The 15,097-nt window shown below is 35.0% G+C and carries 12 protein-coding genes and 1 other annotated feature (1 of these 13 cut by a window edge); of the genes, 11 read left to right on the top strand and 1 reads right to left on the bottom strand.

Annotated elements, in window-relative coordinates:
- Window positions 1-570: 570 nt before the first annotated feature.
- The 7 genes from mnmG (at window position 571) to AACH31_RS11630 (ending at window position 7,270) form a co-directional block, all read left to right on the top strand.
- Window positions 571-2,442: a tRNA uridine-5-carboxymethylaminomethyl(34) synthesis enzyme MnmG gene (mnmG, locus tag AACH31_RS11660; RefSeq protein WP_161831432.1), complete on the top strand. Its 1,872-nt coding sequence runs from the start codon at window positions 571-573 to the stop codon at window positions 2,440-2,442.
- A gap of 64 nt (window positions 2,443-2,506) precedes the next feature.
- Window positions 2,507-3,220: a 16S rRNA (guanine(527)-N(7))-methyltransferase RsmG gene (gene rsmG / locus AACH31_RS11655; protein ID WP_161831434.1), complete on the top strand. Its 714-nt coding sequence runs from the start codon at window positions 2,507-2,509 to the stop codon at window positions 3,218-3,220.
- 117 nt (window positions 3,221-3,337) lie between these two features.
- Window positions 3,338-4,159, top strand: a complete 822-nt coding sequence (gene noc, locus AACH31_RS11650) for a nucleoid occlusion protein (protein WP_161831436.1) — start codon at window positions 3,338-3,340, stop codon at window positions 4,157-4,159.
- Between the two features lie 320 nt (window positions 4,160-4,479).
- Window positions 4,480-5,250: a ParA family protein gene (locus AACH31_RS11645; RefSeq protein WP_161831438.1), complete on the top strand. Its 771-nt coding sequence runs from the start codon at window positions 4,480-4,482 to the stop codon at window positions 5,248-5,250.
- A complete protein-coding gene (locus tag AACH31_RS11640) occupies window positions 5,237-6,112 on the top strand; it encodes a ParB/RepB/Spo0J family partition protein (protein WP_161831440.1) in 876 nt (291 codons plus the stop codon). The genes AACH31_RS11645 and AACH31_RS11640 overlap by 14 nt, the downstream gene beginning before the upstream one ends.
- Window positions 6,113-6,128: 16 nt before the next feature.
- The gene (locus AACH31_RS11635) at window positions 6,129-7,064 is read left to right on the top strand and encodes a mechanosensitive ion channel family protein (protein WP_237658889.1); all 936 of its coding nucleotides are present in this window, start codon (window positions 6,129-6,131) and stop codon (window positions 7,062-7,064) included.
- Complete coding sequence (locus AACH31_RS11630; protein WP_161831442.1) at window positions 7,064-7,270, top strand: DUF951 domain-containing protein; 207 nt, start codon at window positions 7,064-7,066, stop codon at window positions 7,268-7,270. Before AACH31_RS11635 ends, AACH31_RS11630 begins: the two co-directional genes overlap by 1 nt.
- A 110-nt stretch (window positions 7,271-7,380) precedes the next feature.
- On the opposite strand, the gene AACH31_RS11625 is transcribed toward AACH31_RS11630, so the two are convergent.
- On the bottom strand, window positions 7,381-8,667 hold the full coding sequence (locus AACH31_RS11625) for an ISL3 family transposase (RefSeq protein ID WP_338617700.1): 1,287 nt from the start codon (window positions 8,665-8,667) through the stop codon (window positions 7,381-7,383).
- Window positions 8,668-9,021: 354 nt separating this feature from the next.
- Here AACH31_RS11625 and yaaA point away from each other — a divergent pair, with 354 nt between their 5' ends.
- The 4 genes from yaaA to gyrA are packed head-to-tail and all read left to right on the top strand — an operon-like array spanning window position 9,022 to window position 14,879.
- On the top strand, window positions 9,022-9,300 hold the full coding sequence (gene yaaA, locus AACH31_RS11620; RefSeq protein ID WP_432766966.1) for a S4 domain-containing protein YaaA: 279 nt from the start codon (window positions 9,022-9,024) through the stop codon (window positions 9,298-9,300).
- Between the two features lie 12 nt (window positions 9,301-9,312).
- Window positions 9,313-10,449 (top strand): DNA replication/repair protein RecF, encoded by a 1,137-nt coding sequence (recF, locus tag AACH31_RS11615; protein ID WP_161831444.1) that lies wholly within the window; start codon window positions 9,313-9,315, stop codon window positions 10,447-10,449.
- Entirely contained in the window at window positions 10,415-12,337 is a 1,923-nt protein-coding gene (gyrB, locus tag AACH31_RS11610; protein ID WP_161831446.1) for a DNA topoisomerase (ATP-hydrolyzing) subunit B, read from the top strand. The genes recF and gyrB overlap by 35 nt, the downstream gene beginning before the upstream one ends.
- A 34-nt stretch (window positions 12,338-12,371) precedes the next feature.
- A complete protein-coding gene (gene gyrA / locus AACH31_RS11605; protein ID WP_161831448.1) occupies window positions 12,372-14,879 on the top strand; it encodes a DNA gyrase subunit A in 2,508 nt (835 codons plus the stop codon).
- A 99-nt stretch (window positions 14,880-14,978) separates the two neighbouring features.
- Window positions 14,979-15,097, top strand: a binding site (T-box leader) (it continues 112 nt past the right edge of the window).

Here is a 15,097-nt window from a genome sequence, read left to right as displayed (position 1 = left end):
TCATAAATAAGTATAAGTATCTTTCATTTCTTCCGTCTTCATCTAATTTTAAAAAAGATTAATTTCATTTATACCTCCCTCGAAAAGAGGCAACAGTCTTGTTTGGATTTAAAAAGGATCGATTTTGGATGATATTTATATGAATGTTAAATAGAAGTTTGAGTGGTTTTTCTAGGTAAATCTGCGGTGTGAGTTATGTACTATATTGAGAGGATTATGGACAATCTTCATAAAATATGAGTAATCACTCTTTTTATCTCATATAAAAAATGTTTAATTAATAAAAAATGTCGTTTTATTAAGGGGGATGTTTTTGATATAAAATATAGATATTTATATTATGCAGGGGTGAACATAAAAAAACAATTATTTTATACTGAAATTCATTAAACTCAATTCTTAAGTAATTTATTTTTTGAAATAAAATGTTGTATTTCGTTGAAAAAAAGGGATAAAAAGCCGCCTATGTAGGGGATATATTCTTTTTTCTTGTTTATTGTCGACATTTAGAGGTAAAATGAAATAGTTACGTTGAATGAAAAAATATCTTTGTATAAGGAGTTGAAGTTGATGATATATGATGTAATCGTTGTCGGTGGAGGACATGCTGGTATTGAAGCAGCATTGGCACCATCGCGGATGGGGTGTAAAACCTTGATGATAACAGGAGATATTAGTCGCATTGGTCATATGCCTTGTAACCCAGCTATTGGGGGACCGGCAAAAGGAATTGTTGTTCGCGAAATCGATGCCCTGGGCGGTGAAATGGGGGTTAATACGGATAAAACACATATTCAGATGAGAATGTTGAATACAGGCAAGGGTCCGGCCGTTCGCGCACTAAGGGCACAGGCAGACAAAGTGGATTATCCACGCGAAATGCAAAAGACGGTTTTATCCCAAGAAAATTTAGATGTAATAGAAGAAATTGTGGATAACTTACTTGTCGAAAGTGGAGAGGTAAAAGGGGTTCAGTTAGAGAGTGGAGAAAAGATTTTATCAAAAGCTGTCATTCTTACTACGGGTACATATATGCATTCTAAAGTAATGATTAGTGACGAAATCACTTTAAGTGGTCCAGACGGAGCAAAAACCTCGTTAGGTTTATCAAATAATTTAAAGGAATTAGGTTTTGAGTTATTTCGTTTAAAAACAGGAACCCCTCCACGTGTAGCAGCGGATAGTGTTGATTTCTCGAAAACTGAAATTCAACCTGGTGATAACGTCATTCGATCGTTTAGTTTCGACACCGTTGACCACCTACCGTTAGAAAATCAAGTTCCATGCTATTTAACCTATACTGGAGAGGATACACACCACATTATAATGGAAAATCTAGAACGCTCATCGATGTATTCAGGTGCCGTTGAAGGGGTTGGTCCTCGTTATTGTCCTTCAATTGAAGATAAAATAGTTCGTTTTAATGATAAACCAAGACATCAGATTTTTTTAGAGCCTGAAAGTAAACATATTCCTGAAATCTATGTTCAGGGATTTTCAAGTAGCTTACCACGTGATATTCAAGAAAAAATGATTAGAACAATACCAGGACTTGAAAATTGTCGAATTGTTAAATATGCCTATGCGATTGAGTATGATGCCATCAAACCTACGCAATTATGGCCATCTCTAGAAACGAAATTAGTAAAAAATTTGTATACTGCAGGGCAGATTAATGGAACAAGTGGTTATGAAGAGGCGGCCGGTCAGGGAATTATGGCAGGAATTAATGCCGCATTACGAATTCAAGGGAAAGACCCGTTAATCTTGAAAAGAAGTGAGGCGTATATTGGGGTTTTAATAGATGATTTAGTTACAAAAGGGACATTAGAACCTTATCGTTTATTAACTTCTCGCGCGGAGTATCGCTTGTTATTACGTCATGATAATGCAGATATGAGGTTAAGAGAGTATGGTTACCAGGTTGGATTGGTAAGTGAAGAAAAGTATAAAAAATTCTTAAATAAGAAAGAAGCTATCGCATTAGAAAAAGAACGTTTATCGATGATTAAAATTACTCCGAAGGGAAATACTAATGAGTATTTATTAAGTATTCCTTCTTCTCCACTGAAAGATGGGATTACAGCAATTGATTTATTAAAGCGCCCTGAAATAACTTACACACATATCCACAACCTTATCGATGAAAAAAATGTGGATATTTCTAAAGAAGTTATTGAGCAAGTTGAAATTCAGGTTAAGTATGAAGGATATATTAATAAGGCTCTTCAACAGGTAGAAAAATTGCGTAAGGTTGAAGAAAAGAAAATCCCCATTTCAATTGACTACGATGATGTTCCAAATCTTGCTATAGAAGCGAAACAAAAACTTAAAGATGTACGTCCATTAACAATTGGACAGGCTAGCCGTATTTCGGGAGTAAATCCAGCGGATATTTCAATTTTAATGGTTTATATTGAATCTGGAAGATTTAATAAGTAAAAATATAAATTGAGAGTTAAGGGAAAGGATCTCTTAACTCTTTTGGGCTAAGGAGAGGTTTTTTATGACACCAGAACAATTTTACAGTAGACTAAAAGAGTTTGGTATTGATTTAAGCGAAGAACAAAAATGGCAGTTGCACCGATATTATGAATTATTAGTAGAGTGGAACGAAAAAATGAATTTAACAGGAATTACTGAAGTTAATGAAGTTTATTTAAAGCATTTTTATGATTCCTTAATTGGCTTCTTGATGTTTGAGGAGATTGGAAATTGTAGAACACTATGTGATGTCGGATCTGGGGCTGGATTTCCAGCATTGCCTGTAAAAATTGTATTCCCACATTTAAAAATGGATTTGGTCGATTCGCTAGGAAAAAGAGTTAACTTTTTAAATCATGTTATCAACGAGACCAAGTTAAAAGACATTCAGGCGTATCATTCTAGGGCGGAAGAATATGCAGGTCGTCATAGGGAGTCCTTTGATATTGTAACTGCCCGTGCGGTTGCGCGATTAAACATTCTTTCCGAGTTGTGTGTTCCATTGGTTAAAGAAGAGGGATATTTTATTGCCTTAAAGGGACAAACAGGTGAAGATGAGTTAATAGAGTCAAAGCGGGCACTCGAAACTTTAGGTGTACAGATTATTGATGTTAAACAAATAGAATTACCCGAGGAAGCGGGATCACGCACTAATATTTATACAAAAAAACACAAAAAAACACCTAATAAGTATCCTAGGGCTTATGGTCAAATTAAAAATAAACCATTAAAATAGGCTTAAATGTCATGGGCCAGGGTAAAGCTATAGAAATCCTAGAAAAAAGCAGAAAAATAAGCTATAATTTAAATATTAAGAGTGATTTTTAACTGTTATTATAAGGGGGGATTCAGGGTGTTTAATATATTTTTAAGGGATGATTCTCGTAACCAACCAAAGGATGAAGTTATTCAATTACCTATTGCGAAAATTATTCCAAATAAATATCAACCACGAAATATCTTTAATGATGAAAAGATTTCTGAGTTATCGGAATCGATTAAAGAACACGGAGTAATTCAACCTATAGTTGTTCGTCAATTTGAAGGCGGTTATGAAATTATTGCTGGGGAAAGACGTTATCGTGCCTCAAAGCTAATAGGTTTGGAAAAAGTTCCAGCTATTATAAGGGATTATGATGATCGCCAATCAGCATCAATTGCAATCGTTGAAAATATTCAACGTGAGGATTTAACGGCTATTGAGGAGGCTATGGCATATAAACAATTGATTGAGTTACATGGTATTACGCAGGCCACTCTAGCGAAACAGATGGGGAAATCTCAGTCGACTGTTGCGAATAAAATTCGCTTATTAAACTTAGGTGAAGCGGTGCAACAGGCAGTTTTGGAGCGTAATATTACAGAACGACACGCACGTGCGCTATTGACAGTAAAGGATTTTCAATTGCAAGAGCAATTATTGCAAAAAATTATAGAGAAGGATTTAAATGTCTCGGAAACAGAACGCTTAATAGACGAGACATTAAATCCAAAGGAAAAACCAGTGAAAGCCAAGACTATTTCTCGTATGCCAAGAGACTGTCGAATTGCTATGAATACCTTTAAACAGGCTATTATGATGGTTGAAAAAACTGGGATGAGGGTAAATCACGAAACTGAGGAATTAGACGATTCCTATGTTATTAAAATTTCTTTACCTAAGCGTAAGCAGTAAAGGGGTCTGTGGTCATAGGCCCCTTTTTTTTGTTATTAAATAACAGTGAACGAGGGTTCTATTGGGCAGGTGTGGATAAAATCTTTTTGTTATCCACAGGAACTTTCTTTTAATACTATAACCAGCAATAATTAGATGATATTTTAAGGTGGGAAAAACCAATTTTTTTCATAAAAATAGCATGTTTGGAAATAATATTTATTGGGTATAATGTGTACCTTTATAAAACCCAAAATTTACTGATTAAGTTCCAAATTTATTTCTCATAACTTATCATTTCGTGGTAAAATATTAGCAAGTATGACTTTAGGAGGGTTAATATGGGGAAAATTATCGCTATAACGAACCAAAAAGGTGGAGTTGGTAAGACGACATCTAGTATTAACTTATCAGCATCCTTGGCTTACTTGGGTCATAAAGTATTACTTGTTGATATGGATCCCCAAGCTAACGCCTCTACAGGTATTGGTGTTTATAAAGGAGACGCTGAGTTAACGGTTTTTGATTTACTGGTGGACGAGACACCAACGAGTCAAGTAATTTTAAAAACGAATGAGGAAAATTTATTTTTAATCCCCTCGTCTCAAGAATTAGCAGGATTTGAATCTATGATTGTTATGGAAAAAGACCGTGAATTTAAGTTATTACCTAAATTAGATCAGGTAAAGGATTATTTCGACTATATCATTATCGATTGTCCACCATCATTAGGTCTTTTAACAATCAATGCATTATCAGCAGCGGATTCCACATTAATCCCTGTTCAATGTGAGTATTATGCGTTAGAGGGATTAACACAATTATTAAATACAATTCGTATTGTTCAACGCCGCCTGAATCGAAATTTATCGATTGAAGGTGTACTTCTTACTATGCTTGATCGTAGAACACGATTAGGACTAGATGTGATTAATGAGGTTAAGCTATATTTTAAAGAAAAGGTATTTAATACAATTATTCCACGTTTAGTTAGATTGAGTGAGGCGCCATCCTTTGGTAAGTCTATTATTGCGTATGATCAGAAATCAACAGCAGCTCAATTTTATCTAGATTTAGCTAAAGAGGTGGTGAAAAATAATGTCAGCGAATAGATTGGGTAGAGGATTAGGTGCACTATTTCAAGAACATGACATTGAAAGCCTAGAGTCTTTTGAACAGGTAAAAGAGGGAGAGGTTATTCATCAATTAGAAGTCGGTGATTTAAGACCTAATCCATATCAACCACGTAAATATTTTGATGAAACAAAAATTAAAGAATTAGCCATGTCAATTAAAGAACATGGTGTTTTTCAGCCAATTATTGTGAAAAAAGACATAAAAGGTTATATAATTATCGCTGGAGAAAGACGTTTTCGAGCGGCCATACAGGCAGGATTAAAGACTATTCCGGCTATTATCCGTGAATTTAATGATCATTTGATGATGGAATATGCATTAATTGAAAATTTACAACGCGAGGATTTAACAGCTATTGAAGAGGCAGAGGCGTATCGTTTACTAATCCAAAAGTTAGACCTAACACAGGAACGATTGGGAGAACGTTTAGGGAAAAGCCGTGCTTATATTGCCAATACGATGCGCTTATTACAATTACCACAATCGGTACAGGAAGAAATCGAAAATGGTGTAATTTCGGTGGGACACGGTAAAGTTTTAGCGGGATTAAAGGATGAACAGTTAGTCTTAAAGCTCGTAAATATTATTAAAGAAAAACAAATTTCGGTTCGTGAACTAGAGGATTTAATAAAAGAAATTGGAATTACACATCCGGCAGAAGAGAAGAAAATAAAAAAAATAGTAAATCCGCACCTAGAATATGTCGAATCTAATTTAAAATCTTATTTTGGAACAAAGGTTAAACTTAAAGAAAAAAATGGTAAAGGCCAAATTATTATTGATTATATGACAATGGATGATTTAAATAGATTACTGGAGATGATGGGATTAGAGTAAATGAGGAGGAAGTTAATTGAATTTTTTGTTTTTTAGTCCAGATATAATAAAAGTAAATCCGTTTTTTGCTATTTCTCTAGCACTTGCTGATAGAATTCAGAATTTTTTTGCGAAGGAACAATTAAACGAGTTACTAATTAACGTGGGATTCAAAATTATTAGTGTAATTTTAGTTTGTGTAATCATGTCAGTTATAAGAAGGCTTGGAAAGAACATGTTGAAAAAAGCCTTTGCTGTAAATGTTGAACGTATTCAGAAGGTTACTGGGGGAACAGAGAGACGAAAAGAAACATTTGAAAGCCTGTCTTTAAATATTTGGCGATATACTGTTAATATTGTTTTGATTCTATGGTTAGTATCTATTTTTATTCCACTTCAAAATTTATTAATTGCGTCCAGTGCCTTCTTTGTTGTAATTGGATTTGCCGCAAAGAGTATGTTAGATGATATTACGATGGGATTTTTTATCATTTTTGAAGACCTATTTTCAGTAGGAGACTTTGTAGAAATTGACGGGAATACAGGAACAGTAACAGAAATTGGATTAAGATCTGTAAAGATTCGTGTCTTAACCGGGGAAATTGTGATTATTCCTAATGGAAATATAGGTAAGGTGATTAATCACTCGGTTTCAAATGGACAAGCCGTGTTGGATATTAGCATTGCATACGAGGCCGATATTGATCAAGCAATTTTAGTATTAGAGGGTGTAGCACAAGACGCTTTTGATAAATATGAGACTATTTTACAGTTGCCACAAATTTTAGGTGTACAAGAATTAGCTGATTCAGCAATTGTTATTCGAATGATAGCAGAGGTTTCACCATTACAACAATGGCATATTCAACGTGAGTTACGTCGATTAATAAAAAAATCTTTTGACCAGCATAATATTGAGATTCCATATTCTAAAATGGTAATTTATCAGAAGAATGAAGGAGGGGCACAGTAGTGAATAATGCATCATTTGGTTTGAATGATATTGTTGAAATGAAAAAACAGCACCCCTGTGGAACTAATCGTTGGCAAGTTATTCGTTTAGGGGCTGATATTAAAATCAAGTGTTGTCACTGTGAGAGAGTTTTAATGATGCCAAGGCCAGATTTTAAAAAGAAATTAAAAAAAGTTTTAGAGTCTTCACAAATTAGTGAGGACTAATGTGGGGATTTAGGACGCCATTGAGCGACTAAATCCGGTTCTTTGTCAAATAGTGTTGCTGATTAATTTGTAACCTGTTACAACGAAAATTCAAATCGAAATCCTAGTAGCTATGCTGCTAGGATTTTCGTTTTAGGCTTTGTTAGATTTTGAACCATGAGAATACGAGATTTAAAGTGATAGAAACTACGATATCCAAAGGCAATACGCTTAATGACCTTAATTTTATTATTAATTCCTTCGATGGGACCATTTGTGTAATGAGTTGAGAGTGTATTTTTAATATAGGATTGATAAGTTTTAAAGGTTTGGAAAGCCGTTTGAAACTCAGGAGAAACAAGCGGATGTTCCGTTTCGAGTAAATGATTAAATCGTTTTAAGTTTTTTGTCTGAAGAGCGAAAAGTAACCCTTGATATAAATCATAGGTTGCTTTTAATTCAGGAGATAAATCAAGTAGAAAGTTTAAGATATCAATTTCACGCATGGGTTGTTTAAAGCAGTAAACTGATCGATAAGTGGTGGTATTAAGTAAAGCGTGAGATTTTAAAAATAAGCGCCAATAACGTTTGAATTTACGACCATGCTTTTTGAACTTTTTCATGAATCGGATTCGAGTTTTGTTCAGTGCACGAGAGAGATGTTGAACGAGATGAAATTTATCAATGATAATTTGGGCATGAGGAAAAAGATCCTTAATGAGGCTGATGTAAGGAGCGTACATATCAATCACAATATTTTTTACTCGATGACGTGCTTCCTTTGTGTATCGTTTAAAATAAGCTTGAAGGGAGTTTAAACGACGATCTTCAACGATATCGATGATTTGTTTTGAGTCAGCATCGCAAAAAATAAAAGACATATGCCCCTCAGCAGACTTAACGGATTTAAATTCATCAAAACAGAGATTTTCAGGTAAATAATTAAGGTTTAAGGTTTGAGATTCATAAAAGCTATGGATGATTCGATTGACGGTTGAATGAGAGACCTGATGGCGACGTGCGATATCACATTCAGAAATTTTATTTTCGGCCTCTAAAGCAATGGCGTGTTTCGTATGATAAGAAATGTAACAGTTCTTTTCAACAATTGAAGTACTTAGTGTAAAAGTAGACTGGCAATGCCCACAATAATAACGCTGTTTTTTTAGGTCTAAGTAGGTATCGTGAAGAGAGACTTTTGGAATGACAATTCGAGAGGTTTTAAATCCATGCTTCTTAAATTTTGAATCAAATAGGGTTCCGCATTTTTGACAATGAGTCGGTTGATACGTAAGAATACCTTTAAAGATAAAGCTAGTAATTCCGTTCAACTTCACTTCCTCAAGATAATCTTCTGAAAATGTAATATTTTTATCTTTAATATTTAAAAGTTTTCTAGTAAAATATGAGTGAGACATTAAATCTTATCCTTTCAATATTGTTTTAGTCGATAACATTGTAACAGGATTGAGACTTGAAGTCTCTTTTTTTTATCCTATGAAAAAAGTGCTGCTTAATCAGCAACACTAAATATTATAGAACCCTAAATCCTCTTTTTATTTAGAGTATGCATTTTAGTGTCATAAAACTTTCGTTTTAAAATATAGTTGTGGACATCTCTGGGAGGGGGAATCAAGGAAATTCTTTAGTAATAAACATACTTTTTAGAAACGTTAGAGATGAGGATAAAAATCCCCTTTTTTTATATAGGGAAAAGTGGAGAAAAGGCGTTAAAATCAGTGGATTTGAGAGTTTTTTTAGGACGGTTTATCGTGTTAAAAAGTTACCAATTATGCTATAATATATATAGAAAGAAAAAGGTGATTAGTATGCAAACTGAAGTTTTTATTACAAGTGAATATATTACACTAGGTCAGTTTTTAAAGTATGAGAATTTAATTGAAAGCGGCGGAAGTGTAAAATTCTTTTTAGAAGAAATCCCGGTTTTTATAAACGGTGAACAAGATAATCGTCGTGGTCGAAAGCTATATCCGGGTGATATTGTATCCATTGAAGAGTTTGGTGAGTTTATTATTTTAATCCAGAAATAGAGGGTTAGATTAATGTTTATTAATCGATTATCATTAAAGCAGTTTAGAAATTATCAACAGGCTACTGTCGAGTTTAAAAAAAATATTAATATTATTATTGGAAATAACGCACAGGGGAAAACAAGTTTGATTGAGTCAATTTACGTTTTATCGACGACTAAATCACACCGGACGAGTAAGGATTCTCAACTCATTTTATTTAATGAGGATTTTGCTCGTATTGAGGCTGATATTACCCGTGAACGTGATAGGTTGCAATTATCCTTAGTTATTTCTAAAAAGGGGAAAAAGGCGAGTTATAACGGAGTTGACCAGAAGAAGTTAAGTGATTATGTAGGTAAGTTGATCGTTGTAATGTTCGCCCCAGAAGATCTATCCTTGGTTAAGGGTGGTCCCCAGTATCGTCGTCGATTTATGGATATGGAGATTGGGCAGTTATCACCATCATATCTATTTCATTTAGGCCAATATTCGAAGTTATTAAAGCAAAGAAACGAGTTATTAAAGCAATTACGATTGAATCGTACGGATGATTTGCTTTTAGATGTTATTACTGAACAATTAGTTCCACATGCTATTTATGTGCTAAATAGCCGCATTGATTTTTTAAATAAACTAGAGTTGTTTTCAAAGGAAATTCACGGAGAAATCTCTAACCAGTTAGAGGATATTAGTTTAAACTATATAAATTCATTTAAGAACTTGGAGTTAAGCGAAGAAGTATTGCTAAAAAAATATAAAGAGTTGTATGATCAGGATATTCAATTAGGATCAACTAGTTTAGGTCCCCATCGTGATGATTTCGGTGTTTCAATTAATGGGGTAAATACTCATCAATTTGGATCACAGGGTCAGCAAAGAACAGCATCATTATCGATGAAATTGGCCGAGATTGAGTTGATTTATTCTGTTTTAAATGAGTATCCTATTTTATTATTGGATGATGTTTTAAGTGAGTTAGATGATGTTCGTCAAACTCAATTACTAAATACGATAAAAAATAAGGTACAAACCTTTATTACGACAACAAATATTGACGGAATTGATAAATTTATGATTGAATTAGCTGATATTTTTACGATTAATAATGCAAAGATTAGGATAGGTGATATGAATGACGCAGGAAATGACGAACACACAACAGTATGATGCAAGTAATATTCAAGTCCTAGAAGGTTTAGAGGCGGTTCGTAAAAGACCAGGAATGTATATTGGTTCAACGAGTGGCCGTGGATTACACCATTTAGTTTGGGAAATTGTAGATAACTCGATTGACGAGGCCTTAGCGGGTTATTGTACAGAAATCAATGTCGCTATTACGGAAAATAACGAGATAATTGTAAAAGATAATGGTCGGGGAATTCCAGTAGATATTCATAAGCAAACAGGGAAATCGACTGTTGAAACGGTTTATACGGTACTTCATGCTGGAGGAAAATTTGGCGGTGGAGGATATAAGGTTTCTGGGGGATTACATGGTGTAGGGGCCTCAGTTGTTAATGCCTTATCTGAACATCTAGAGGTAACGGTAAACCGTAACGGTAAAAAATATTTTCAACAATTTGAAAAGGGGACACCAATTGATGAGTTGCATGTGATCGGTGAATCTGATTCAACGGGGACAGAGGTTAAATTTAAGCCGGATCCGACTATTTTTACAGAAACAACAGTTTATGACTATGATATCTTGCGCAATCGTATTCGTGAGTTAGCATTTTTAAATAAAGGATTAAAGATTACACTAGAGGACTTAAGGTCTGATAAACCACAACGTCATGAATTTCACTATGAAGGCGGTATTAGTGAATATGTTCGCTTCTTAAATAAAAATAAAGAAGTAATTCACGACGAGGTCATTCATGTTGAAGGTGAGCGCGATGGAATTAGCGTTGAAATTGCAATGCAGTATAATACGGGTGTTGCGGGAAATATTTATTCATTTGCGAATAATATTAATACACATGAGGGAGGGACTCACGAAGCTGGTTTCCGTGCGGCATTAACACGTATTATCAATAGTTATGCTAAAAAATTGAATTTGTTAAAGAGCGATGATGCCCTTATCGGTGAGGATATTCGGGAAGGATTAACGGCAATTATTTCAGCGAAGCACCCAGATCCTCAGTTTGAGGGACAGACTAAAACAAAACTGGGGAATAGCGAAGTTCGTCGTATTGCGGATAATATTTTTTCAGAAGGTTTTGAACGATTTTTAATGGAGAATCCGCAAGCGGCAAGGATTATTATTGATAAGGCATTGATGGCGGCGCGTGCAAGAATGGCGGCGAAGCGTGCCCGTGAAATGGTTCGTCGTAAATCGCCATTAGAATCTCTTGGATTTAAGAGTAAGCTAGCCGATTGTCAATCGCGCGATGCCCAAATTTCTGAGTTATTTATAGTCGAGGGAGATTCAGCGGGTGGATCGGCAAAACAGGGACGAGATAATAAGTTTCAGGCCATTTTGCCACTACGAGGAAAGGTATTAAACGTTGAAAAAGCCAGAATCGACAAAGTTTATGCAAATAATGAGATTAAGAGTATGATCCATGCCATCGGAACTGGAGTAGGGGATGAATTTGATATTGAAAAGGCCCGTTATCATAAGGTAGTTATTATGACCGATGCCGATGTTGATGGAGCCCATATTCGAACACTATTATTAACGTTCTTTTATAGATATATGAGACCTTTAGTTGAAAAAGGGTATGTATATATTGCTCAACCACCACTTTATAAGGTTACACAAGGGAAAAGAATTGAGTATGTATATTCACCTGAGGAGCTTGATGCGGTTATGGAAACATTGTCACCAACGCCACGTCCAAATGTCCAACGTTATAAAGGTCTTGGAGAGATGAATGCTGAACAGTTATGGGAGACGACGATGGATCCAGAGGTGCGTACATTATTACAGGTTACTCTTGAAGATGCTGTTGAAGCAGATGAAATTTTTGATATTTTAATGGGTGATCGTGTTGAACCTCGTCGAGAATTTATCGATGCTAATGCAAAATATGTGACAAATTTAGATTTCTAATTCAAAGCAATAGATAGTATCAGGAGGAACGAAAATGTCTGGATATGACCAAGTAAAACCGCATAATATTGCTAAAGAAATGAGAACCTCTTTTATTGATTATGCGATGAGTGTTATCGTATCACGTGCTCTACCAGATGTTCGTGATGGATTGAAACCTGTTCATCGTCGAATTTTATATTCGATGAATGACTTAGGAATGCACAGTGATAAACCATATAAAAAGTCTGCCCGTATTGTTGGGGATGTTATCGCTAAGTACCATCCTCACGGCGATTCATCTGTTTATGATGCGATGGTACGTATGGCACAAGATTTTAGTTATCGTTATCCTTTAGTTGATGGGCATGGTAACTTTGGTTCGATTGATGGCGATGGAGCGGCCGCAATGCGTTATACTGAAGCGAGAATGTCGAAATTAGCAATGGAAATGATGCGGGATATTAATAAAAATACGATTGATTTCCAACCTAACTTTGATGGTGAGGAACAAGAACCTGTTGTGTTACCGGCAAGGTTTCCAAGTCTACTAGTTAATGGGACAACCGGGATAGCAGTCGGTATGGCCACGAATATTCCACCTCATAACCTATCGGAAGTTATTGATGGTTGTTTAGCTTATATGGACAATCCTGAAATTGATATTTTGGGTTTGATGCAGTTTATTAAGGGGCCTGATTTACCTACAGGTGCGCTAATTTTAGGTACGAAAGGAATTCGTTCAGCTTACGAAACAGGAAATGGATCAATTATGATTCGTTCTCAATGTGAAATCGTTGAAGGTCATGGTGGCAAATATTCTATTTTAGTAACTGAAATTCCTTATCAGGTTAATCGTGAACGTTTAATTGAGAAAATTGCTGAGTTAGTTAAGGAAAAGCGTTTAGATGGGATTACGGATTTACGAAATGAATCGAATCGTGAAGGAACACGTATTGTTATTGAATTGCGTAAAGATGTTAATCCACAGGTGATGTTAAACAATTTATTTAAGTTAACTCAATTACAGGTTTCCTACGGTATTAATATGTTAGCTTTAGTCGATGGGCAGCCTAAAGTATTGAACCTAAAAGAGATTATTTCAGAATATATTAAACATCAGGTAGAAGTTATTGTTCGTCGTACAAAATTCGACTTGGATAAGGCCGAAGATCGTGCTCATATTTTAGAAGGATTACGTATTGCTTTGGATCATATTGATCGAATTATTGCAATCATTCGTGGTTCTTCTAATGATGAAGAAGCGTTAAATTCATTAATGTCAGAATTCTCTTTATCGGAACGTCAAGGGAAAGCTATTTTAGAGATGCGCCTTCGCCGTTTAACAGGATTAGAACGAGGTAAAATAGAAGATGAATATCAAAATTTAGTCGTTTTAATTGCTGATTTAAAAGATATTTTGGCGAATGAATCACGTGTTCATGCAATCATTCGTGAAGAATTACTTGAAGTTAAGCAAAAACATGGTGATGAGCGTCGCACTCAGATTGTTCGGGGTTCTGATTTTGATATTGAAGATGAAGATCTAATTCCAGAGGAACAAGTTATTATCACCTTGACTAATAATGGATATATTAAACGTCAACCGATATCAACGTATCGATCTCAAAATCGTGGAGGTCGAGGGGTCCAAGGAATGGGGACGCATGATGATGATTATGTAAAAGAATTATTATCAACATCTACCCACGATCATTTACTGTTCTTTACAAGTAAGGGAAAAGTTTATCAGAAAAAGGCATATACGATTCCGGAATACGGGCGTACGGCTAAGGGATTACCTATTGTAAATATTATTGAAATCGCGCAGGATGAATACATTAGTGCAATTATCCCAGTTAAAGAATTTAATGATGATGAATTTTTATTCTTTGCTACACGATTTGGTGTCGTAAAACGTACTACTTTATCGGCCTTTGGACATATCCGAACGAATGGTCTTATTGCCCTATCGTTAAGGGAAGACGATGAACTTATCGGGGTAAGAAAAACATCTGGACAAGATGATATTATTATTGCTTCTAGTGGTGGAAAAGCTGTTTGGTTTGATGAGACTGAGGTTCGTCCAATGGGACGTACAGCAGCTGGTGTTCGAGGTATTTTCTTAGAGGAAGATGAAGTTGCAATTGGAATGGAAATGGTCACAACGGACCAAGAAATTCTTGTAGTAACAGAGAACGGATTTGGTAAACGAACTTCAATTAAAGAATATCGCAAAACAAAACGTGGTGGAAAAGGTGTTAAAACGTTAACTATCACGGATAAAAACGGAACATTAGTGGCCATGAAGGCTGTAAATGGGGATGAGGATCTAATAATTGTAACAAATAAAGGGGTTATTATCCGAACACCAATTCAACAAATTTCACAAACTGGCCGTGCAACACAAGGGGTAAAATTAATTCGACTAACTGATGAACAATTAGTGTCTAGTGTTGCAATTGTTGAACATGAGGAGTCTGACGAGTCACAACTAGTTAGTGAAGAAGTCCAAAAGGTTGCTGAAGGAGCAGAGTTAGACAATAAACCAGAGTCAGAATAGTAAAAAAGAAATAATTTGTGTTAAAGAGGTATATAATATAATACAATTAATATACTAATATTGACAAAAAAAGGTCTTAGTGCTATAGTACAATTAAATAAAAAAGCATTGATTAGGAGTAGTACTTTTTACTTTTATTGCCTAGAGAGTCAGTGGTCGGTGGAAACTGAACAGTAAGTAATAAGGAATCAACCTAGGAGTGGAATGAAGAAATTTAG

Source organism: Turicibacter faecis (assembly GCF_037076425.1).
Classification (GTDB): Bacteria; Bacillota_I; Bacilli_A; order MOL361; family Turicibacteraceae; genus Turicibacter; species Turicibacter faecis.
The sequence above is the reverse complement of the archived record's forward strand: the minus strand, read 5'-3'. Positions and strand labels throughout refer to the sequence as shown.